Genomic DNA, 21,476 nt, shown 5'->3' with positions numbered 1-21,476 from the left:
CTGGAAAGTCTCAGTGTTCCGGCACCTGCAGCCAGGTTTCATGCAGATGCCGCCATTGGACGCCGTTGGGCGCCGATGAACGGGTGGTGAAGACCGCGCTCGACTGGCGGCGGCTGTGCTTGCCCGCGCGCAGCTGCGCCTCGACATAGAGGACGACGATCGTGTCGCCATCCTGCCAGCCGGGCCGGATGTCCTCGATCGAGATGGCAAAGCCGTCGTCGCAAGTGGCGCGGCTGGAGCGCACATGGTCGATCACGGCATCGCGGTCGAGGATCTGGCCGCCTGGTGCGATCATGGTCAGGCCTTCGCCCATGACGGCTTCGAAGCGGCCGAAATCCACCTTGTCGGCGCGCGAGGCGACGAACCAGTCGACGAAAAAGCGATGCAGATCGACGACTTCGGCGCTGGCCTGCGAAAACAACCTGTCGTCCATGGTCTTCATATCCGGCCCGCGTTGAGATTGTAGTGCATGATCGAGCCGTGGCGGCCGTGGCGGTCGCGCTCCAGCGTGTAGACATCTCCCTCAAGGCCGTTGCCTCTCGCTATCACGGCTGCAATCCGCGCACGGTCATCGGCGTCGAGTACGACATCCATGATCTTGGCGTTGGCCAGCGCATGGGCCTGGTTGCGGGCACCGACGATGACCGCGGCCACTCGCGGCTGCTCCAGCACCCAGGCGCTGGCGATGGTGGCGATGTCGACGGCGTGGCGGTCGCCCACCGCCTTCAGCGCGCGAAGCAGTTGCTGGAACAGGTCCCAGCCGCCGAAATCGTCGATGATCAGCTTGTACTTGACCAGCGAGCGGTTTTCGAGCGGCGTGCCGGGTTCGGCGACACCAAGCCATTTGTCGCTGAGAAAGCCGCCGGCCACAGAACCGTAGCAGAGAAAGCTGACGCCGTTTTCCTCCGCAAGCCCGGCGAGGCTGTTCGCCGGACGCTGGTCGAGCACCGAATATTGCAGCTGCTGGCTGACCAGCGGGATGCCGGCTGACAGAATTTCGGCAAGCCGGGGCGTATCGAAATTGGTGGTGCCGAGATTGCGCAGCTTGCCCTCGCGCCGAAGCTCGTTGAGCCAACCCATCGCCTCGATATAGCGCGGCTGCGCATAATCCCACCAGTGAAACTGCACGAGGTCGAGCCGCTCGGTCTTAAGCCTGCGCAGCGACTGGTCGACGATGCCCCTGATATAGTCGCGGCTGATCGTAGCGAGCCGTTCAAGGTCGGGCACGAGCTTGGTGTGCACCTTCATTTTGGCGGCTGCATCGAGACCGCGCTCATTGGCCAGCCGCAAGCGCGCGGCACCGATCAATTCCTCGACGCCGGTGTAGATATCGGCGCAGTCATAGGTCCAGATGCCGGCATCGAAGGTGGCGATCAGGTCGCTCACAGCCTGGCTGCGATCGATGGCGCCATGGCCGCCGGCCAGTTGCCAGCCACCGCGTATGACGCGCGAAATCGTGTAGCCCGGGCTGAGCTCGAATGTCTTGGCGGTCATGTCAGGTCATTCCCTTTCGGCAGCGGCACGGCCGTGGTTTCGGCATGGCTGAATCGCCGCTTGGCCAGCCTGACGATCCGCAGCCTGCTGGCGCAGTTGGGATCGGGACAGGCGATCTCCGCGTCCGAGGTCATCCAGTCGTTCGGGTGGGTCGGGCGCTGCTTCGCCGCCAGGAGCGGCAGCACCGCCGAGATCGAATAGATCGAAAAGCCCTGCCCGGCCGGCATCGACAGCATCTCGCCCTTGAGCTCGAAATAGTCGCCGGCCCTGGCGCCGCAATAGATCGGCTTGCCCCGCGGAATGACCGCCTCGACGCGGAGATCGAAGAGTTCGAAACTGTCGTCAGCCATTTCAGGCCTCCACCAGGCTGAAGGTGATGTCGCAGGCGCCGTTGCGGCGGATGATGCCGCAGGCAGCCGCGAATTGATCGCGCTCCTCGGGCTCCACCTGCGCGACGACGCTGCCGGCCAGCCAGCCGATCGGGAACAGCAGACGCGCGCCCTGCCCGTAGAACAGGCCGATGTCGAAGATTGCGTTGGGGTTGCCGCCCCACATGCGCGGCGGCACGTAGGACAACACGATGTCACCTGGCTGCGGCGTCAGGGTCGCGTTCTCCGCCGGCAGCGGCTGGGCATAGGCCTGCCCCTCGAGATCGGCTGATGGAACCGGAGAGGAGATCTCAGGTCCCGTCCACATGGCGTGAATGGCGGGGACGACACGTGGCGTGGCGAGATAGGCTGTGAGAAAGGCCGCATTCTCCGGCGCCTTTTCCGGCAGCAGCAGCGCAGTGACGGAAAGCTTGGAGCGGGGCTCGCTGATCCTGATGGAGGTCATATCTGGCCTTTCGCGGCGGCGGATTGCAGCTTGCTGCGCAGGAAGGTGAAGGGCCGGCTGATGTCGGCGACCAGTGCTTCGCGCGCCGCCCGAGCATCCTGCGTGGCCAGCGCCTCGACGATGCGGCGATGATACTGGGCGGTGTCGACCTCGCCGGCTTCCGAGAAGGCGTAGATGGCGACGCGGATGCATGGACCTGATTGCAGCCACAGGCTCTCGATCATCGGGATCAACACGGCCGAGCCGCAGGAGCGATAGATCTCGAAGTGAAAGCTCTGGTTGAGCGTCACTTCGCGGTCGACATCCTTCTTGTGTTTCAGCGCCCGCATCTCGTCCCACTCGCCGAGAATGGTTTCGATGGTGGAGATCTGGCGCGGCCCCATGCGGGCGGCGGCCAGCGCGATCGCCTCGCCCTCGATCAGGACGCGGGCACGCAAGAGATCGTCGAGGCGCTCCAGCGTGATTGGCGGCACCCGCACCGAACGGTTGGGCAGCGCCTCCAGCGCCTTTTCCGTGATCAGCCGGCCAAGCGCCTCCCGCACCGGCATTGTCGAAGTGACCAGCGCATCGGCCAGCCCACGGATAGTCAGCACCTGGCTTGGCTCGAACAGGCCGCCGATCAAGGCCCGACGCAGCTCGGAATAGACGCGATCCTGCACCGTCTCGCGGCCGACCGGAGCCAGCTGGGCCGCGATCGCCTCGTTGTTTTTCTCGATGGCAGCCTTTTGCATGGAATTCCGTTCTCGGCGGGTTTTCGGCTTGCAGATGAAATTAAAGCCGAATAGCGTGATCAAAGCAAGTGTGATCACAAATCATAATCAGAAGACGGCGACGACCGTCCTCGGCCAGAGGGTTTGATGAGCGAGGCAGCGGAAAGGCAGGGGAAGGAGACCCGTGTCCCGGTTCTGACGGCAAGCAACGTCGTCAGGCGGTTCGGCGGCCTTGTCGCCGTCAACGATGTCTCGTTTCATGTCAAAGCCGGCGAAATCCTCGGCCTGATCGGACCCAACGGGGCCGGCAAGACGACCATGTTCGACCTGCTCGCAGGCAGCATCCTGCCGACCAGCGGCGACATCCTTCTCAACGGCACGCGCGTCTCGGGCGAAGCCGCTCATTTGCGCATCGGCAGAGGGCTCGGCCGCACCTTCCAGATCCCGCGCCCGCTGCCCAATCTGACGCTGATCGAAAACATCATGCTCGCGGCACAGGGCCAGGCCGGCGAAAAGCTGCTGGCTAACTTCCTCACGCCGTGGCGGGTGGCGGCACAGGAAAAAGCCGCCCGGACGAAAGCCCTCGACCTGCTCGAACTCGTCACCCTCAGCCATCTCGCCCATGAGCCGGCGCGCGTGCTGTCCGGCGGCCAGCGCAAGCTGCTCGAACTTGCCCGGGTCATGATGGCCGACCCGGCGATCATCCTGCTTGACGAACCCGCCGCCGGCGTCAATGCGACGTTGCTCGAAGTCATCATCGACCGCATCCGCGACATCAACGCGGGCGGCATCACCTTCCTGCTGATCGAGCACAACATCGACATGGTGACGCGGCTCTGCCACCGCGTCCTTGTCATGGCGAGCGGCCAACTGCTGAGCGAAGGCACGGCAGAAGAGGTCGCGCGCGACCCGCGCGTCATCGAGGCCTATCTCGGAGGCACCGCATGAGCGAGACCGTTCTCGATGTCCGCGACCTCGAAGCCGGCTATGAGCCCGGCGTGCCGATCGTGCGCGGCGCCTCGATCACCGTCGACAGAGGCGAGATCGTCGTCGTGCTCGGCCCCAACGGCGCCGGCAAGTCGAGCTTCATCAAGGCGATCGCCGGCCTCGTGCCGATCACCGGTGGCACGGTGCTGCTGGACGGCAGGGACATCACCGCCGCGCCGGCCCACACCATGGTCCGGCTTGGTCTCGCCTTCGTGCCGCAGACCGAGAACATCTTTCCGCTGATGTCGGTGGAGGACAACCTCAAGGTGTCCTGCGGCATCCTCGAGCGGCGCGATATCCCGGCCCGCATCGAGGAAATGTACGCCGCCTTCCCCGACCTTGTCCGCCAGCGCCGCACCGCCGCCGGCAATCTGTCGGGAGGCCAGCGGCAGATGCTTGCCGTGGCGCGGGCGCTGGTCGTCCATCCCAAGGTGCTGGTGCTGGACGAGCCGTCCGCCGGCCTGTCGCCGAAGTTCGTCGCGATGGTATTCGAGATGCTGGCCGGCATCCGCAAGTCCGGAGTCACCATCCTTTTGGTCGAGCAGAACGCCAAGGCAGCGCTTGCCATCGGCGACCGTGCCTATGTGCTGGCCGAAGGCAAGGACCGGCACGAAGGCATAGCCTCCGAATTGTGGAACGACCCTGTCGTCGCCGAACTCTATCTTGGTCAGCGCCCTTCTCACGCAGGTAAGGGAGGCGCGGCATGAGCCTGCAATTCATCGTCGACGGATTGCTGACCGGCTCGATGATCGGCCTCGGCGCCATCGGCGTGACGCTCACCTATTCGATCCTGCGTTTCTCCAACTTCGCCCATGGCGACTTCATGGCCTGGGGCACCTATGCGACGCTGGCCGTGGTCAGTGCCATCGGTGCGATGTTCGGCAAGGTGGCGCCGATCGGGCCGCTATCCTTCGGCTGGCCGCTTCTTGTTGCCCTGATCGTCGGTATGGCATTCACCGCCTTGCTCGCGCTGCTGCTCGACAAGATCCTGTTTTCGCGGCTGCGCTCGCAGGGCCAGGCGATCATCGTGGTGATGGCGAGCTTCGGCGCCTCAATGGCGCTACGCAGCCTGCTCGAGTTCACCTTCACCTCACGGCCGACCTATTTCAGCCGGGCGATCCAGATCGCCATGCCGGTCGGCTTCGGCATCCGCATCACGCCCGACCAGATCGCGTTGCTCGTGTTGACCGCCATACTCGTGCTCGGCGTGCATCTGTTGATGACGCGCACGCAGACTGGCCGCGCCATGCAGGCCTTGAGCCAGAACGCGGCACTGGCCCTCGTCGTCGGGATCGACGTTGCCAGCGTGGTGCGGGTGACGTGGATCATCGGCGGCGCGCTCGCCTGCGTGGCTGGCGTGATGATCGGCATCCTGGTGCAGATCCGCCCGTTCATGGGCTTCGACATGCTGCTGCCGATGTTCGCCGCCGCCATCCTCGGCGGCATCGGCAGCATCCCGGGCGCGGTGCTCGGCGGCCTGATCATCGGTCTCGCCGAAGCCGGCGCGGTCCAGCTGATCGGCGCCGAATGGCGCGCCGCCGTTTCCTTCATCATCCTGATGGCTGTGCTGTTCGTGCGGCCGATCGGCCTTTTCGGAGTTCGGGAAAGATGATCGATCTGGTCGGATACGGCGCCTTCTTCCTGACCACGGCGCTGATCTTCTCACTGGTCACGCTGGGGCTCAACCTGCAATGGGGCCTGACCGGCCTGTTCAATGTCGGCCTGGCGGGCTTCGTCGCCATCGGCGCCTACACCTCGGCGCTGCTGACGACACCGGACGATCCCGCGCGGCTCGGCGGCTTTGGCCTGCCCATCCTCGCCGGCTGGGTGGGTGCCATGATCGTTGGCGGCATTGCGGCCGCGCTTACCGGCATGGCGACGTTGCGTCTTAGATCCGACTATCTGGCGATCACCACTTTCGGCGTGGCCGTCGTCGTGCAATTGGTCGCACTCAACGCGCAGAACCTGACCGGCGGCCCGTTCGGCATCGGCTTCATCCCGCGCCCCTTCGGCGGCCTGGCGGAGACGCCGCTGCTGTTCAACCTGTCGAACCTCGCCGTCGTCTGTGCTGTGACGCTGATTGCCTATCTCGCCTTGGAGCACCTGTCGCGCAGTCCGTGGGGCCGTGTGCTGAAGGCGCTCCGCGAAGACGAGCGGGCGGCGATTTCTCTCGGCAAGAGCGCGCGCTTCTACCGCGTCCAGGCGTTTGCCGTCGGCGGCGCCATCATGGCGCTGGCCGGCGCGCTGCAGGCGCATTTCACCGGCTTCATCGCGCCGGACAATTACCTGCCGATCCTCACCTTTCAGGTCTGGGTGATGCTGATCGTCGGGGGCTCGGGCAGCAATCTCGGCGCGGTCATCGGCAGTGTCCTGGTCTGGGGGATTTGGGCCGGATCGGGCACGCTGACCAGCGTGTTCTTCCCGCCCGAGCAGCAGGCGCGCGCCGCTTCGCTGCAGATCGTCGCCATCGGCGTGATGCTCTGCGTGATCCTGCTGATGCGGCCGAACGGATTGTTCGGCGACAGGCCGCTGCGGACGCGCTTCGGCAAGCGCACGCGGATCGCCACGGACAAAAGCAGTTCCGGTTCATGAATTCCCTGGTCCGGCAGAGTGCGAACGGCACTTCGCTTTGGCATGCCATCAGCCGCGATCGCCGCAAGCGGCCTGCGCTGAGTGGCAACCTCGATGTCGACCTTGCCATTGTCGGCGGCGGATTTTCTGGCCTTTCAACCGCATTGCACGCCGCCGGAAAAGGACTTTCCATCGCCGTTCTCGAAGCCGAGATCATCGCCTGGGGCGCGACCGGCAGGAATGCCGGTTTCGTCGTGCCGAACTTCGCCAGGATGGACCCCGACAGCATCCTCGCGCATCTTGGCCCCGAGCGCGGCGAACGCCTCATCGATTTTGCCGCCGGCAGTGCCGACCTCGTCTTCGGCTTGATCCGGCGGCACGGCATCGACTGCGATGCGGTGCAGAACGGATGGATCCAGCCGGCGCACTCGCCGGCGGCCCTGGAGAAGGTCAAATCCCGCGCGGACCAATGGGCGCGGCGCGGCCGGCCTGTCGTCACCCTGGATCGGCAAGAGGTCGAAGCGCTGACCGGCGCGCGCGGCTATGTCGGTGGCTGGATGGATCGTTCCAGCGGCGTGCTCAATCCGGTCGCCTATGCGCGGGGGCTCGCCGATGCGGCGGAGAAGGCCGGCGCGAAGATTTTCGAGCACACGCCGGTCACCTCGATCGATCGCGTCGCCGATGGTTGGGCACTTCAAACACGGTTGGGCCTGGTACGCGCGGCCAAGGTGCTGATCGCTACCAACGCCTATGGCGGGTCGCTCGATCCGTTGCTGCGGCGAACCTATATTCCGCTGAAGGTCTTCCAGATCGCGACCGCGCCCCTGCCGCATGAAATCCGAACGCGTCTGCTGCCTGGCGGACAAGGCGTCGGCGACACCAGGCGCAACCTCTTCACCTTTCGCTTCGACGCCGACAACCGGCTGATCAGCGGCGGCATGCATATTCTTGGCGCCGGCGCCGATACGCGCGTGCCGCAAACAATCTGGCGACGGCTTGGCCGGCACCTCGACCTGCCTGATTTGCCCCCCCTTGCCTACAGCTGGTCGGGGATGGCAGCGGTCGAACCGGATTTCCTGCCGCATCTCCTGGACCTCGGACCGGGGCTGATAGCCGGTCGCGCCTGCAATGGACGCGGCATTGCCATGACCACGGCGATGGGCAAGGTGCTGGCCGACTGGGCCGCTGGAGCCGAAGCGCGTGATTTGCCGCTGCCCTTCGCACCGCCGGCGCCAATTCCGTTCCATGCCCTGCTGCGGCACGCGCCCAACATGCTGCTCGGCTGGAGCATCCTGCGCGACCGGATGGACGAGACGGCATAGGCCGACCGAGCCTGCCCGCGATCAGTGCGCCATATGGAGACTGTCGGAGAGGACCGCGGCCGCCACGGAGATATCCTCTTCAAGGGAAGCCCGAACGGCCGGGCCGTTGCGCTGTTCCAGCGCGGCGACGATCCCGCGGTGTGCGTCATTGGATTGCGGAATGTAGCGATCGGCCCGCATCAGGAGCTTGAGATAGGGTCCGACGCGCCCCCAGAGATCGCGGATCATGTTCAAGAGGATCGGCGCGCCGGCGTGCTCATAAATAGCAAAATGGAAGGCTTCGTTCAGGGCCAGATAGGCCGTGGCGTCCTGCGCCTCGATAGCCCGCTGCATGCCGGCGAGCGCGGCTTGGATGTCGGCCAGCCCGCTTTCAGTCATTCGTGACGTGGCCATATCGCCCGCCAGTCCCTCGACGGCGATGCGGATGCGCGTCAGTTCCGCGAAAGTGGGTGCGGAGAGCAAGGGCACGATGATCGAGCGGTTGTTCTGTATTTCCAGAAGCCGCTCGGCGACCAGTCTTTGCAGCGCCTCGCGGATCGGTGTGGTCGAAATGCCAAAGCTCTCGGCGAGCTTGCGGATGACCAGTGTCTGGCCCGGGCTGAAGCCGCCCGAGATCAACTCCTGCTTGAGCGCGCCGTAGGCCCGGTCATTGAGGGTTTGATGCTCGAGCTTCAGCATGCGTGCCCGCTCAGCTCACCATTTCGACAGTGCGCGATCGAGCACCTCGGCCAGCTGCTCGGCATTGTCCCTGGCAAAGGGCAGCGGCGGCCTGATCTTCAGCACATTGCCGCGCGGACCGCACGACGAGATCAGCACGCCGTCCTCGCGCATGGCTTCAACGACGGATGAAGTCTTGGCAGCAGCAGTGGCCTCATCCTCCGCCATCAGCTCGACGCCGAAATAGAGGCCGTTGTGCCTGACATCGGCGACCATGCCGTGCCGTCTCTGCAAGGCGCGCAGCAATTCTCCTGTATAGGCGCCAACCGTCCGCGCGTTCTCGATCAGCCCCTCGCCCTCGATCACATCGAGCACGGCGATGCCGACCGCGGCGGCGACCGGATTGCCGCCGAAAGTGTTGAAGTAGCCGGTGTTCGAACCGAACGAGCTCACCAGCTGCGGCCGCACGATCACCGCGCCCATCGGATGCCCGTCGCCGATCGGCTTGCCCATGGTGACGATGTCAGGCGCGAGGCCATAGTTGGCGAAGCCCCACATGCCCTGGCCGAGCCGGCCGAAACCGGACTGGACCTCGTCGGCGATGACGATGCCGCCGGCCTTCCTGACATGATCGGCCGCCTCGCGCATGACGGAAGCGTCGGGGAAGAAGATGCCGTCGCTGGAAAAGGCGGAATCGAGCAGCAGCGCCGCCGGGCGGATGTTTTGCGCGCACATATCCTCGATGGCGGCGGCGACATTTCTGGCGAAATCATGCGCGGCGCGGCCGCCGTCGCGGAACGTGTCCGGCGCTGCCACGGCCCGATGCCGGGCGGGCACGCCCGCTGCCCCGACCGCAGCCGGCGACAGCTGTGCTGTCGCGATGGTCGCGCCGTGGTAGGCGAAGTCGGTGATGATCACGCCGGTGTTGCCGGTCGAGTGCTGGGCGATGCGGATGGCGAGATCGTTGGCCTCGCTGCCGGTGCAGGTGAACATGGCATGGCCGAGATGGGAGGGAAGCGTGCCGAGCAGCCTTTCCGCGTAGTCGAGGATGATCTCGCTGAGATAGCGCGTGTGCGTGTTGAGCGTGGCGGCCTGCCCAGACAGCGCCTCTACGACGCGCGGGTGGCAGTGTCCGACGGAGGCGACGTTGTTATAGGCGTCGAGGTATTTTCGGCCTTGGGCATCGTAGAGCCAGACACCGCTGCCACGCACCAGATGGATCGGGCTGCGGTAGAAGGCGCGATAGGTCGGCCCGAGCAATCTGGCGCGACGTTCGAGCAGCGCTTGCTCGGATGCCGCCGAATCGACATTTGCAGGATGTGGCGAGGACAGGGACACGGCATCTACTCCGGCTTGGAATGGTCGAGAAAATAGCGGCGGGCGTCCGCGGACGACAGTCCGTCCAGCCGCTCAAGCGAGGCCCAGACCTCGGTGATGAGGCGCAGGACATAGTCGCGCTTGGCTGGAAAACGCTCGGCCTGCCAGCTGGCGATGTTGGCGATGAGTGCGAGGCGGGCACGAATGAGGTGAAAGAGGATGCCAAGTTCTTCGATCTCGAGCGGCTGCACGGACTGATAGCCGGCGACGAAGCGCGCGGCGGGCGCCAGCGGATGACCTTCGGCCGGCCAGCGATAGACGGCCCCGATGGCGAGATCGCAGATCAGCGGCGAATGGATCATGTCGCCGAAATCGAGGATGCCGTTGACCATTTCCGGTCGCGAAGCGTCCATCACCACATTGTAGGAGTTCATGTCGTTGTGGACGATCTGGGCGCGCAGCCCGGGAATAACCGGCGCCGCGTGCTCCTCGTAGGCGTCGATGGCGCGCTCGACCATGGCGCGGTGGCCGGCATCGACGATATGCGCCAGCATGGGCCGCGTCTTGGCGACCTTGCGGATGTCCCACAAAAGGTCGCTGCCGGCGGCCGGATGGAAGAAGCCGCGCAGCGCCCGGCCAAGCCGGGCGAGGAAGATGCCGAGATTGCGATCCTGTGCCGATGAGGTGGGCGAGCGCGAAAGCAGCTGGCCCGGCAGATAGGTGACGAGCCGCACGATGCGCGGCACCGATCCGCCGAGGTCGACCATGAACTGCGCTTCGCCTTCAAGGCTCTTGCGCACCGAGGGAACCGGCAAAGCCGGGTCGACGATCAGTATGTGGTCGAGCGCCTTGTTCTGGAAATCGGTGAAATCAGCCTCTTCCGCCGGATGCGAGACCTTCAGGACAAATTCGCCCTCGCCTTCCGTCTGGATGTGAAAATTGTGGTCGCGTTCGCCTGGCAGCGTGCGCGCGCTGCCAGTGAGCCCATAGTGCCGACGCAACAGGGCAAGCGCCTCGGCGATCGAGACATCGGGCGCATCGTCCGCGAGCGTCTCGCCGAAAGCATCCGATGCGGCCGCGTTCATGGCCTGACCTCGGCATCGATGGGTTCGAGGCCGCACCAGTCGGCGATGAAGAGCGCAATGGTCTGGGTGACCTTGCGCACGGAATCGAGATCGACAGCCTCGTCATAGCCATGCGGCATGCGGCAGATCGGGCCGTAGACGATTGCCGGCGTGTCGGCATAAAGGCCGAAGAAGCGCGCATCGGTGGTCGCCGAGGTGACCTGTTCCGTCAACGGCTCACCCCACACGGCGGTGTGGCTGCGGCGCAGCACGGCTTCCATCTCGTCGGCGCCTTCCAGCACATAGCCCTCGGCCATGAAGCCGTTGTAGGTCATCCTGGGCGGGCGATTGGCGAGGAACGGATCGGCGCGGGCGGCATCGGCGATGCAGGCCTCGAGTTCGGCCCTGGCGTCCTCGAGCTTCTGGCCGGGATAGGTCGCGACCCGCATCTCGAAGACGCAGCGGGCGGGAACGCTCGATGTCCATTCGCCGCCTTGGATCTTGCCGAGGTTGAATCGGATCGGGTGCGGGTGATTACAGAAATGCCTGTCGTCAACCTTTCTGGCATTCCAGACGATTTCGAGCTGCTTCAGCGCCTGGATGATGAGGAAGGCCTTCTCGATGGCATTGGCGCCGGCGGAAAAGGCGCCCGACGCGTGCTGCGGATCGCCGTCGACCTCGACCCTGAACCAGATCGGCCCAACCTGCGCCCGCATCAGTCTTGGTTCCAGCGGTTCGGGAATGAAGGCGGCGTCGGCGCGATAACCGCGCTGCAGGCAAGCGAGCGCGCCATTGCCGGTACACTCCTCCTCGACCACCGACTGCAGGAACACTTTCGCCGCCGGCTGATAGCCGAGGCCGCGCAAGGCGGCCAGCGCATAGAGACAGGCCGACAGGCCGGCCTTCATGTCGCCGGCGCCACGGCCATGCATCCAGCCATCCTCGATCGCTGGATCGTAGGGATCTCGCACCCAGCGGTCGAGCGGTCCGGTCGGCACCACATCGATATGGCCGTTGAGGATCAGCGAGCGACCGGTGGCGTTTTTCGGCGTGTGGGTGGCGACGACGTTGAACGCGTCATCGTACGAAACCGCTACGGGCGAGAATCCAGGCAGGTCGCGGATCGCATCGACATCCACACGCCACATATCGACCGCATAGCCATTGGCTTCATAGGCGGCCGCCATGAAGGATTGCGCGGCGTGTTCCTCACCACGCTGCGAGGGAAAGCGTACGAGGTCCGCCAAGAAGGCGAGCTGGCGGTCGAAGCCATCGTCGACCGCCCGCAAGATGGCCTCGTCCGCAATTCGCTCAGGCATGATATTCCGCTTCTCCAGGGATGGTGTATCATATCTCATATGCCATTCTCCGAAAAGGCAAGGCGGCAGGCGAGCCAAAATGATGGCCCACCTCTGGAGCCACTTGGCAGGCGGCCGCAGAGTTGGCATCAGCTTCTTGAGATGCCGGCCAGGCTGCGCGGCGGAAGACCGAGGACAGATGCAAGTCACTGAAGGCTCATTGCCGGATGAAACCACCGATCTCGCGCCGGGCTACCGGCGCGTGCCGGCAGGCAAGATCATCAATGCGGTGACGTGGATGGAGGCGCGTGCAGCGATGCCCGGTCTCGCGCATCCGCTGGCGATGACCCGCGTCACCAAGCCCGATCCCGCCGTCTACCGCGCAGTCTTCCTCGAGATCGGCGCTCCCTGGCTATGGGACCGCGCCGCCGAAATGTCGGACGCCGACATCGCGGCGCATTTCGCCGACCCAAGTCAGCATCTCTACTACGGCCATGATGAGAGTGGGGGCCATGTCGGCATGGTCGAATTCTCGGTCGCCGACAGCAACGAGATCGAGATCACCTATTTCGGCCTGTTTCCCTCCTTGACTGGCCAAGGCTTCGGCAAACGGCTGATGGCGGGCGCGCTCGACCAGGCATGGCGCCTAGGCCCCATCCGCATCTGGCTGCACACCAGCAGCTTCGATCATCACAGCGTTATCGGTTTTTACAGGGCTTGCGGATTTGAACCCTATGCAACCGGTTTCGAAATCACCGATGATCCCAGGATCAAGGGAACCCTGCCGCGCGATTGCGCGCCGCAAATTCCGCTGATCGAAACGGAATGGGTGCCCGGCGCCAGATGAGACCGTCGTCGCAACCCGCCAGCCTGGCATCGCCTCACCATCGCCGGTGGGTACGGCGCGAGAGCATCTTGTCGAGGCTGGAGCGGCATGTCGACACGCGCATCGTGCTGTTCGCCGCGCCCGCCGGCTTCGGCAAATCGACGACGATGGCGCAATGGGCGGCCGAAGTCGCGCGCCACGGCCGGCTGACGGCCTGGCTGTCCTGCGAGGCGACGGACAATGACGAAGGCGCCTTCCTGTCGCATCTGGTGGGGGCGTTGCGCCATCTCGTCCAGAACCCGGCCGAGCTCGACCTCGCCTTCCAGTCGAGCCCCATCCCGCAGCTCGACGTGGTGCTTGCGGCACTCGTGTCGGGTTTGGCGGCACGCCACGCCGACATCACCCTGTTCTTCGACGACTATCACGCCATCGATGCACCGGCGGTGAAGCGGTTCATGGAACGGCTGACCCGGCAGGCACCAACCAATGTCGTCTTCGTCATCGGTTCGCGCAACCTGCCCGAGCTGCAGCTCGGCAAGCTCAGGGTGCTCGGCGATATCTTTGAAATCGGCCCGGACGATCTGCGTTTCGCCTCGTCGGAAGCCGAAGCCTTCTTCAACGACAAGCTTGGCCTCTCTGTCAGCAGCGGCACGGTGGAAACACTGTGCTCGCGCACCGAAGGCTGGGCCGCCGGCCTGCAGCTCGCCTCGCTGTCGCTCGGTGCGGCCCATGCGCCCGAAACAGTCATCGGCAATTTCACCGGCGCCAACCGCAACGTCGCCGACTTCCTGATGGGAGAAGTGTTCCTGGAACTGCCGCCGGCGCTGGCGAAGTTCCTGCTCTATTCCTCGATTTTCGAGCGCTTCAGCGCCGAGGCTTGCCGGGCGGTGATGCGGGCGGCGGACGCCGAGGTTGCCATCACCGAGATCGAGACCCGCAACCTGTTCCTGGTGCCGCTCGACGAGGAACGGCGCTGGTTCCGCTATCATCACCTTTTCCACGACTTCCTCAGCCGTGAAATGGAACGGCGCGAGCCGGAGATGATCGCACCGCTGCACCTGGCGGCTTCGGAATGGTTCGGTGAACGCAAGATGCTGACCGAGGCCATCGGCCATGCGCTCGCCGCCGGCGACGAAGCCCGCGCCGCGGTGTTCATCGAGAACAACGCGCTCGAACTCATCGCCCAATGCCAGCTTCTCTATGTGCGCCAGCTGCTGGCGCTGCTGCCAAGGAAACTGATCGACCAGCGCATCCGGCTGCAACTCGTCGTGCTGTGGCTTGCGGTGCACAGCAGCCAGCCCGAGATTGCCCAGCAGACCCTCGCCAATGCGCGCCAGCTCGTCGAAACCGGGCCGACCGATAGCAAGGACCCAGGCACGCTGGCCGGCACGACCATCGAGGCGGAACTCGAGGTCCTTGCAGCGGCCGTGCACAGCACGCTGGAACAGTTCGAGGACGCGCGCGACACCGCACTGGCGGCCCTGCGCGTCATCGCCCCCGATGCCTGGTTCATGGAAGGCGCGACCGCAAACGTCATCGGCTACAATCTCTACGCGCTGGGCGACCTTGAGGGGGCGCGCGCTGCTGTGGACGCGGCGCGCAAGGCCCATGAGCGAAGCGGCAGCCTGCTCGGCGTCACCATCGCCAACTGCTACATGGCCGTCATCGAGCGCTCGGCCGGCCGCCTGCCCGCGGCCGAACGGCTGCTGCGCAACGCGATCATCGAGGCCAGGACGCGGATCGGCGCCAACTCCTATGCCGAGGCCCTCGCCGGAACGCTGCTTGCCGAACTCGCCTATGAGACCAACGCATCCGGCGAAGCACTGGCGCTGGTCGAGAATCTCGGGCCGTTGATCGAGGGCGCAGCGGTCATTGTCTATCCGCTGGCCAGCGTGCCCACCTACGCCCGGGTGCTGCAGCTGACCGGTCGCGGCCAAGCCGCCCTCGACATGCTGGAGCGCGTCTACCAGCGCGTGCGCGGCTCCGTCTACCGCCGCCTCGCTTCGGTGCTGGTGCACGATCGCATCCGGCTGCTTCTTGACCAGAACCGCACCCCGGAAGCCCGCGCGCTGCTCGACGAGCATCGCCGCGAAAGCGCTGAAACCGCCTCTACCATCGCCAACGAATTCGAGTTCTTCGCCGAAGGCCGGCTGCTTACGGCGGAGAAATCCTACGCCGCGGCGGCGGCGATTTTCGACGCGCTGCTGGAGCGAACGAAAAGCAGCGGGCGCATGCGCCGGCACATACTGGCGCTGATCCTGCGCGCCAAGAGCGCCGGCCATGACCAGCGGGAGGCAGACCGCCATCTGCACGAAGCATTGCGCCTTGCGCAACCCTCGGGCTTCATCCGCTCCTTCGTCGACGAAGGCAGGTCTGTCGTCGAGGGTTTGATGCGGCTGCGGGCGGCCCAGGCAAAGGCCGACCCGTCACTGTCGGCCTATGCGACGCGCATCATCGATGCCGCGCAGACGATGCCCGTGACGACGCGCAAAACAGCCGCCCCGACGGTCGAGAAAGAACAGCTCACCCAGCGCGAGTCCGAGCTGCTGCACTTTCTGTCGGAAGGCATGTCAAATCGCGATATCGCCGTTGCACTGTCGGTAAGCGAAACGACGGTGAAGTGGCATTTGAAAAACATCTTCGGCAAGCTCTCGGTATCGAACCGCGTCCAGGCGGTGCGCGCCGCGGAGGTCGCCGCAAACCTCCGCACCCCTCCGAAAGGAGGGGCATAGATAACTGACATGGCCCCTCTTTAGGGTCGGGCCGGGCGATTGTTAGCCTGCTAGCGTCTGGTTTTTAGAGGATGCCGCGGATGGCGACAGGCTACGTTTTTCACGAACAGCTGATGTGGCATGATACCGGCTCCAGCGCCGACATGATGCCTCCCGGCCGTTTCGTGGAACCCGGACGCCACCTGGAATCGCCTGGATCGAAACGACGGCTCAACAATCTCATCCAGGTCAGCGGCCTGGCACGCCATCTCGTTCCGATCATTGCCGAACCGGTAACGGTAGAAGACCTGCTGCGCGTCCACACGCAGCGCCACGTCGATGATATCAGGATGCTGAGCGAAGGCGGATCCGGTTTCGCCGGGCCTCAGGCACCGATCGGCCTCAACAGTTTCGACATCGCGCTGTTATCCGCCGGCACCACCTATGCCGCCATGCGAGCCGTGCTGACCGGCCGCGTCGACAACGCCTACGCGCTGGCGCGGCCGCCCGGGCACCACGCCGAACCCGACCAGGCCATGGGCAATTGCCTGTTCTCCAACATCGGCGTCGCCGTGCGGCGGCTGCAGCACGAGGGCCTGCTCGGCCGTGCCGCCGTGGTGGACTGGGACGTGCATCACGGCAATGGCACCGAGACGGTGTTTTATTCCGATCCGTCGGTGCTGACGATTTCGCTCCATCAGGACAATCTGTACCCGACCGGACGCGGCGCGCTCGTCGACAACGGCAAGGGACCCGGCGAAGGCTATAACATCAACGTCCCGCTGCCGGCCGGCAGCGGCACCGGCGCCTATGAAGCCACGTTCGACCGCGTCATCGGTCCTGCCTTGCGCGCGTTCAAGCCCCACCTCGTCATCGTCGCTTCCGGTTTCGACGCGTCCGGCTTCGATCCGCTCGGCCGCATGATGCTCAACAGCGAATGTTTTCGCCGCCTTGCCGCACGCATGGTTGCGCTCGCGGCCGAAGTCTCGAGTGGACGGCTGATGATGAGCCATGAAGGCGGCTATTCCGAGGGCTATGTGCCATTCTGCGGCCACGCCGTCATCGAGACGCTGGCCAATCACCGCACCGAGGTGGTCGACCCGCTGTCGGACCATATCGACGAGTGGGCGGGGCAGGACCTGCAGCCGCATCAGGCGGCGGTGATCGATGCCGCTGAAGGCCTGCTCGCGGGCTTGCGCCAACGCCTCGCCAGCGCGGCCTGAAGCGATGGATTTCGCCATCACGACATTGCTCAATGCGCTGACGCTGATCAGCATCCTGATGCTGGTCGGGCTCGGGCTCGCCATCAGCTTCGGCCTGATGAACGTGACCAATCTGGCGCATGGCGAGTTCGTCACCGTCGGCGCCTTCGCGGTATACTTCATCCAGAGTATGGGCGGCTCGTTCTGGCTGGGCCTGGCTGCGGCGCCGATCGCCGGCGCCGTGGTCGGCTGCATCCTGGAATTCGCCGTCATTCGCCACCTCTATTCGCGGCCGGTGTCGACGGTGCTTGCCACCTGGGGCGTCAGCCTCATCCTGCAGCAAGGGCTGGAATTGACCTTTGGCCTCGGCGCCAAGCCGGTGACGCCGCCGGTCGAGGGCACGCTCGACCTCTTCTTCACCGTCTATCCGGCCTATCGGCTGATCCTGATCGGCATCGCCATGGTGACCTTGCTCGGCGTCATCCTGCTGATCAGCCGCACATCCTTCGGCCTCGACATCCGCACCGTCATCCAGAACCGCGAAATGGCGGAGGGCGTCGGCATCAACACGCGCCGCACCTACGCCATCGCCTTCACCTTCGGCGCGGCAATCGCGGGGCTGGCTGGGGGACTGGTCGCGCCCCTGGCGATCGTGCTGCCGCAGATGGGGGTGAACTATCTCGCCAACGCCTTCTTCGTCGTCATCGTCGGCGGGGTCGGCTCGATTGGCGGCCTCGTCGCCGGCAGCGTCTTCGTCGGCGGGCTGACCAGCATCCTCAACTACCAGATCTCGCCATCGCTGGCGCAGGCCATCGTGCTGCTGGCGGCCATCGTCGCCGTGCGGGTGCGGCCCAACGGCCTGTTCAACGGGGCGTCGCGATGATCGCCCGGGACCGCAACTGGCTGCTGATCTTCGCCGTCTGCGTGGCGCTTGCCATCGCCTATCCCTTCTTCGCCGACGGCTACCAACTGACGGTGATCCGCGACGCGCTGATCTTCGGCCTGTTCGCGGCGAGCCTCGACTTCTTCTGGGGCCGCACCGGAATCCTGTGTTTCGGCCACGCCGCCTTCTTTGGCATCGGCGGCTACATCATGGCATTGGTCACGCTCAATGACGCGATTCCTTTCGGCAGCCTGCTCGGCATCGTGGGCGCCATTGCGGGGGCTGCCTTCGTCGCCGCCATCATCGGTTACTTCCTGTTCTTCGGCGGCATCCGCGGCAGCTACTTCACCATCGTCACGCTGGCCATGGGCGTCATCTGCCAGCAGGCGGCCATCTCCTGGAGTTCGGTCACCGGCGGCGATAGCGGCCTGATCGGGATCCCGCCGATCGAATTCGATCTTGGCGGCCGGCATGTCGATCTCAGCCAGGACCTGTCGAGCTATATCTTCGTCGCGGCCATCGTGGCGGTGGCCGTGCTGACACTGTGGTCGATCGGCCGTGGCCGCTGGGGCACGGTGCTGACCGCCATCCAGGACAATGAGGTCCGGGCGGCGGCACTCGGCCACAATGCGCCGTTACGGCTGCTCGTCACCTTCATCCTTTCGGCAGCCATCGCCGGGCTTGCTGGCGCGCTCTATGTCTGCATGGCCGGGCTGGTTGCCCCCGATCTGTCCGGACTGCTTCTGTCGACGGAGGTCATTGTCTGGGTGGCGGTCGGCGGGCGCGGCACGCTGCTTGGCCCAGTGCTGGGCGCAATCTTCATCCAGCGCGCACAGCAGACGATCAGCAGCTTCAATCCGAGCCTGTGGCCGCTGCTGCTGGGCTGCGTCTTCGTCATCATCGTCTTTGTCCTGCCGGACGGCATCCTGTCGATCTATGCGCGGCTGAAGAGCCTGTTCAAAGGCAGGAGCCAGGCCTGATGAGCGACGTCCTGCTCCAAGCCGAAAATGTCGGCATCCGCTTCGGAGGGTTGCAGGCCCTCGAAGGATTGGACCTGACGGTCCGCGACAAGGCGCTCTGCTGCATCATCGGCCCGAACGGCGCCGGCAAGAGTACCTTCCTCAACGTGCTGACCGGCACGTTGCGCCCGACCAGCGGCAGCGTCCATTTCCTCGGCCGCGACATTGCCGGCCTGCCGCTGCATCGCATCGCCCGGCTCGGCATTGCCCGCAAGTTCCAGATCCCGTCGGTCTTCCCGAGCCTCTCGGTTGAGGACAACCTCAAGGTCGCACGATGGGGTGCCCCCTCCCCGGCGCGGCCAATCGGTGAATTGATGGAACTGGTCGCGCTGACCAATCGTGCTGCCACATTGGCCGGCGAACTGGCGCACGGCCAGAAGCAATGGCTGGAGATCGGCATGGCGCTGGCCATCGAGCCACGGCTGCTTTTGCTCGACGAGCCAACCGCCGGCATGACGCCGCAGGAGACGCTGGCGACGGCCGAAATGCTGCTGCGGCTGAAGGGCGAGTTCTCGATCGTCGCCGTCGAGCACGACATACGCTTCGTGCGGGCGCTGAATTGCGAAACGCTGGTGCTGCACCAGGGTCGCCGGCTTCGCAGCGGTCCTTTCCACGACATTGAGGCCGACGAGATGGTCCGCGACGTCTATCTGGGGAGGCGCTGACCATGCTGCGGACACTTGCCGTGTCGGCCGGCTACGGCCTGCTCCCGGTGCTGAACGGCATCGACCTCGGCGTCGCGGCGGGCGAAGTGGTCGGCCTGCTCGGCCGCAACGGCGCCGGGAAGACAACGCTGCTGCGCGTCATCGCCGGGGGCCTGAAGGCGAGCGGCGGTGCGGTGGTTCTCGGCGACCAGGATCTCACCAACGCCCCGGCCTTCCGCCGCGCGCGGGCGGGCATCGCCCATGTGCCGCAGGGCCGCGGTATCTTCAACCAGCTGACGGTGCGGCAGAACCTGGAAGTCGGCACGCGCGCCGCCAGGGATCGTGGCGACGGCGACATTCCAGCCGACATCTTTGGCTATTTTCCCATCCTTCGCGAGCGCGAGGCGCAGACCGCCGGTACGCTCTCGGGGGGCCAGCAGCAGATGCTGGCGATAGGCCGCGCACTGTGCGGCCTGCCGTCGGTGCTGCTGCTCGACGAGCCTTCGGAAGGCATCCAGCCGAACATCGTGCAGTCGATCGCCGAGCTGGTGCCGCGCATCGCGCGCGAGCGCGGCATCGCCATCGTCCTGGTCGAGCAGAATCTCGATCTCGTCCTTAAGGCGGCGGACCGCTGCCTGGTGATGGAGAAGGGCAGGATCGTGCATGAGGGCACGCCGGAAGCATTCGCCGACGAGACCCTGCTGAAGGACCTCTTGGCTTTGTAAGGCGTGCATGGGGCGCGCCTGGACTGGAAGGGAACACAACAATGATAAACAGAAGAACTGTTCTGAAATCCGGCGGCGCCGCGGCCGCCTTCGCAATGGTCGGCGCGCCGGGAATCCTGCGCGCCGCAGACACGGTCAAGGTCGGGCTGTCGATCCCGATCACCGGGCTGCAGGCGATCCTCGGCGAGACGCTGCTCAACTGCTACAAGCTCGCCGCCGCCGAACTCAACGCCGCCAACGGCATTGGCGGGCGCCAGGTGGAGCTCTTCATCGAGGACAACCAGACCACGACCAAGGGCTCCATCGACAAGGCCCGCAAGCTCCTCAACGAGGACAAGGTCGACGTGATCATGGGAACGATCATTTCGCCCGAGCGCAGCGCCACGCTTTCCGTCACCTCGAAGGCCAAGAAGCTGTTCTTCTACCCGACCAATTTCGAGGGCGGCGAATGCAATCGCTACTTCGTCGCCACCGGACCTATCCCGATGCAGCAGGTAGACCCGATGATGCCGTGGGTGGCCGAAAACCTCGGCAAGACCATCTACATCATGGCGTCCGACTATGCCTGGCCGCAGAAAATGACCGAGGCGATCACAGCCGCCTATGAAAAGGCCGGCGGCAAGATTGTCGGCGCCGACTATTATCCGTTCGGCACCACGGATTTCGGCCCGGCCTTCCAGAAGATCAAGTCGCTGAAGCCCGACGTCGTGTGGTCGATGGTGGTCGGCAACGACGCCGTCACGCAGCTCAAGCAGTATCGCAGCTTCGACATCAAGCAGCCTCTGATCGCACCGCTCGACGAGGTCTTCAACAAGGACGCGCTGCCGCCTGGCGTCGCCGCCGGCACCTACGCGCCGCAGCCCTACTGGATGGCGCTCGACAACCCGGTCAACAAGAAGTTCATCGCGAACTTCCGCGAAAAATTCGGCCAGGAGAAGATGGTCAATGGCATCGGCGAGGCCGGCTATAACGGCCTGCATCTCTACGCGCTGGCGGCGGAGAAGGCCGGCTCGCTGAAGGACGACGATGTGCTCAAGGCGCTGCCGACGATCGAGTTCGATGCGCCACAAGGCAAGATCCGGGTCGATGCCAGCAACAACCACACACTCTGCCATTCCTATGTCGGCAAGGCGGCGGCGGACGGCATCGGCTACGAGATCGTCAAGGATTTCGGCACGATCGCGCCGGTAACGCCTTACTGCAAGCTGTAGG

Annotated in this window: 22 protein-coding genes; 13 read left to right on the top strand and 9 right to left on the bottom strand. The window is 65.1% G+C overall.

What is annotated here, in order from left to right; all coding sequences use genetic code 11:
* Window positions 1–10: 10 nt before the first annotated feature.
* Genes LB554_RS00990 through LB554_RS00970 form a run of 5 tightly spaced genes read right to left on the bottom strand, consistent with a single transcriptional unit; the run spans window position 11 to window position 3,059 of the window.
* A complete protein-coding gene (locus LB554_RS00990) occupies window positions 11–433 on the bottom strand; it encodes a DUF4440 domain-containing protein (protein WP_015319019.1) in 423 nt (140 codons plus the stop codon).
* Between the two features lie 5 nt (window positions 434–438).
* Window positions 439–1,494: an aldo/keto reductase gene (locus tag LB554_RS00985; RefSeq protein WP_224582753.1), complete on the bottom strand. Its 1,056-nt coding sequence runs from the start codon at window positions 1,492–1,494 to the stop codon at window positions 439–441.
* On the bottom strand, window positions 1,491–1,844 hold the full coding sequence (locus LB554_RS00980) for a TIGR04076 family protein (RefSeq protein WP_140617451.1): 354 nt from the start codon (window positions 1,842–1,844) through the stop codon (window positions 1,491–1,493). Before LB554_RS00980 ends, LB554_RS00985 begins: the two co-directional genes overlap by 4 nt.
* 1 nt (window position 1,845) lies before the next feature.
* The gene (locus tag LB554_RS00975; RefSeq protein WP_224582750.1) at window positions 1,846–2,328 is read right to left on the bottom strand and encodes a DUF3830 family protein; all 483 of its coding nucleotides are present in this window, start codon (window positions 2,326–2,328) and stop codon (window positions 1,846–1,848) included.
* A complete protein-coding gene (locus tag LB554_RS00970) occupies window positions 2,325–3,059 on the bottom strand; it encodes a GntR family transcriptional regulator (RefSeq protein WP_140617453.1) in 735 nt (244 codons plus the stop codon). The genes LB554_RS00975 and LB554_RS00970 overlap by 4 nt, the downstream gene beginning before the upstream one ends.
* 126 nt (window positions 3,060–3,185) lie before the next feature.
* On the opposite strand from LB554_RS00970, the gene LB554_RS00965 reads away from it, so the two are divergent.
* The 5 genes from LB554_RS00965 to LB554_RS00945 are packed head-to-tail and all read left to right on the top strand — an operon-like array spanning window position 3,186 to window position 7,918.
* On the top strand, window positions 3,186–3,986 hold the full coding sequence (locus tag LB554_RS00965) for an ABC transporter ATP-binding protein (RefSeq protein WP_140661551.1): 801 nt from the start codon (window positions 3,186–3,188) through the stop codon (window positions 3,984–3,986).
* Window positions 3,983–4,732, top strand: a complete 750-nt coding sequence (locus tag LB554_RS00960) for an ABC transporter ATP-binding protein (protein ID WP_140724478.1) — start codon at window positions 3,983–3,985, stop codon at window positions 4,730–4,732. The genes LB554_RS00965 and LB554_RS00960 overlap by 4 nt, the downstream gene beginning before the upstream one ends.
* Window positions 4,729–5,637, top strand: a complete 909-nt coding sequence (locus LB554_RS00955; RefSeq protein WP_224582748.1) for a branched-chain amino acid ABC transporter permease — start codon at window positions 4,729–4,731, stop codon at window positions 5,635–5,637. The genes LB554_RS00960 and LB554_RS00955 overlap by 4 nt, the downstream gene beginning before the upstream one ends.
* Window positions 5,634–6,617 (top strand): branched-chain amino acid ABC transporter permease, encoded by a 984-nt coding sequence (locus LB554_RS00950; RefSeq protein WP_224582746.1) that lies wholly within the window; start codon window positions 5,634–5,636, stop codon window positions 6,615–6,617. The genes LB554_RS00955 and LB554_RS00950 overlap by 4 nt, the downstream gene beginning before the upstream one ends.
* Window positions 6,614–7,918, top strand: a complete 1,305-nt coding sequence (locus tag LB554_RS00945; protein WP_224582736.1) for an NAD(P)/FAD-dependent oxidoreductase — start codon at window positions 6,614–6,616, stop codon at window positions 7,916–7,918. Before LB554_RS00950 ends, LB554_RS00945 begins: the two co-directional genes overlap by 4 nt.
* Window positions 7,919–7,939: 21 nt before the next feature.
* On the opposite strand, the gene LB554_RS00940 is transcribed toward LB554_RS00945, so the two are convergent.
* From LB554_RS00940 to LB554_RS00925, 4 genes are read right to left on the bottom strand one after another with little or no spacing between them, the layout of a single operon-like run.
* Window positions 7,940–8,596 (bottom strand): GntR family transcriptional regulator, encoded by a 657-nt coding sequence (locus LB554_RS00940; RefSeq protein ID WP_224582734.1) that lies wholly within the window; start codon window positions 8,594–8,596, stop codon window positions 7,940–7,942.
* 15 nt (window positions 8,597–8,611) lie between these two features.
* A complete protein-coding gene (locus LB554_RS00935; RefSeq protein WP_224582733.1) occupies window positions 8,612–9,913 on the bottom strand; it encodes an aspartate aminotransferase family protein in 1,302 nt (433 codons plus the stop codon).
* A 5-nt stretch (window positions 9,914–9,918) separates the two neighbouring features.
* On the bottom strand, window positions 9,919–10,977 hold the full coding sequence (locus LB554_RS00930; protein ID WP_224582732.1) for a phosphotransferase: 1,059 nt from the start codon (window positions 10,975–10,977) through the stop codon (window positions 9,919–9,921).
* Window positions 10,974–12,275: an ArgE/DapE family deacylase gene (locus tag LB554_RS00925; protein ID WP_224582731.1), complete on the bottom strand. Its 1,302-nt coding sequence runs from the start codon at window positions 12,273–12,275 to the stop codon at window positions 10,974–10,976. The genes LB554_RS00930 and LB554_RS00925 overlap by 4 nt, the downstream gene beginning before the upstream one ends.
* A gap of 178 nt (window positions 12,276–12,453) precedes the next feature.
* On the opposite strand from LB554_RS00925, the gene LB554_RS00920 reads away from it, so the two are divergent.
* The 8 genes from LB554_RS00920 to LB554_RS00885 all read left to right on the top strand — a co-directional run bounded on the left by LB554_RS00920 (window position 12,454) and on the right by LB554_RS00885 (window position 21,475).
* Window positions 12,454–13,101, top strand: a complete 648-nt coding sequence (locus LB554_RS00920; RefSeq protein ID WP_224582730.1) for a GNAT family N-acetyltransferase — start codon at window positions 12,454–12,456, stop codon at window positions 13,099–13,101.
* A gap of 68 nt (window positions 13,102–13,169) precedes the next feature.
* Entirely contained in the window at window positions 13,170–15,812 is a 2,643-nt protein-coding gene (locus tag LB554_RS00915; protein WP_224582729.1) for a LuxR C-terminal-related transcriptional regulator, read from the top strand.
* Between the two features lie 80 nt (window positions 15,813–15,892).
* Window positions 15,893–17,014: a class II histone deacetylase gene (locus LB554_RS00910; protein WP_224582728.1), complete on the top strand. Its 1,122-nt coding sequence runs from the start codon at window positions 15,893–15,895 to the stop codon at window positions 17,012–17,014.
* Window positions 16,959–17,876, top strand: coding sequence for an urea ABC transporter permease subunit UrtB (gene urtB, locus LB554_RS00905; protein ID WP_224582727.1), 918 nt, complete (start codon window positions 16,959–16,961; stop codon window positions 17,874–17,876). Before LB554_RS00910 ends, urtB begins: the two co-directional genes overlap by 56 nt.
* Entirely contained in the window at window positions 17,873–18,856 is a 984-nt protein-coding gene (locus LB554_RS00900) for a branched-chain amino acid ABC transporter permease (RefSeq protein WP_140715256.1), read from the top strand. The genes urtB and LB554_RS00900 overlap by 4 nt, the downstream gene beginning before the upstream one ends.
* Window positions 18,856–19,560 carry an ATP-binding cassette domain-containing protein gene (locus LB554_RS00895; RefSeq protein WP_015319038.1) on the top strand — a complete coding sequence of 235 codons (705 nt, stop codon included), beginning with the start codon at window positions 18,856–18,858 and terminating at the stop codon, window positions 19,558–19,560. Before LB554_RS00900 ends, LB554_RS00895 begins: the two co-directional genes overlap by 1 nt.
* A 2-nt stretch (window positions 19,561–19,562) precedes the next feature.
* Complete coding sequence (locus LB554_RS00890; protein ID WP_015319039.1) at window positions 19,563–20,264, top strand: ABC transporter ATP-binding protein; 702 nt, start codon at window positions 19,563–19,565, stop codon at window positions 20,262–20,264.
* Window positions 20,265–20,305: 41 nt separating this feature from the next.
* Window positions 20,306–21,475 carry a substrate-binding protein gene (locus LB554_RS00885; RefSeq protein ID WP_140661558.1) on the top strand — a complete coding sequence of 390 codons (1,170 nt, stop codon included), beginning with the start codon at window positions 20,306–20,308 and terminating at the stop codon, window positions 21,473–21,475.
* Window position 21,476 lies beyond the last annotated feature (1 nt).

The sequence above is a fragment of the Mesorhizobium sp. CO1-1-11 genome, assembly GCF_020164995.1.
Taxonomy (GTDB): Bacteria; Pseudomonadota; Alphaproteobacteria; order Rhizobiales; family Rhizobiaceae; genus Mesorhizobium; species Mesorhizobium australicum.
This window is presented reverse-complemented; position numbering and strand designations above follow the sequence as displayed.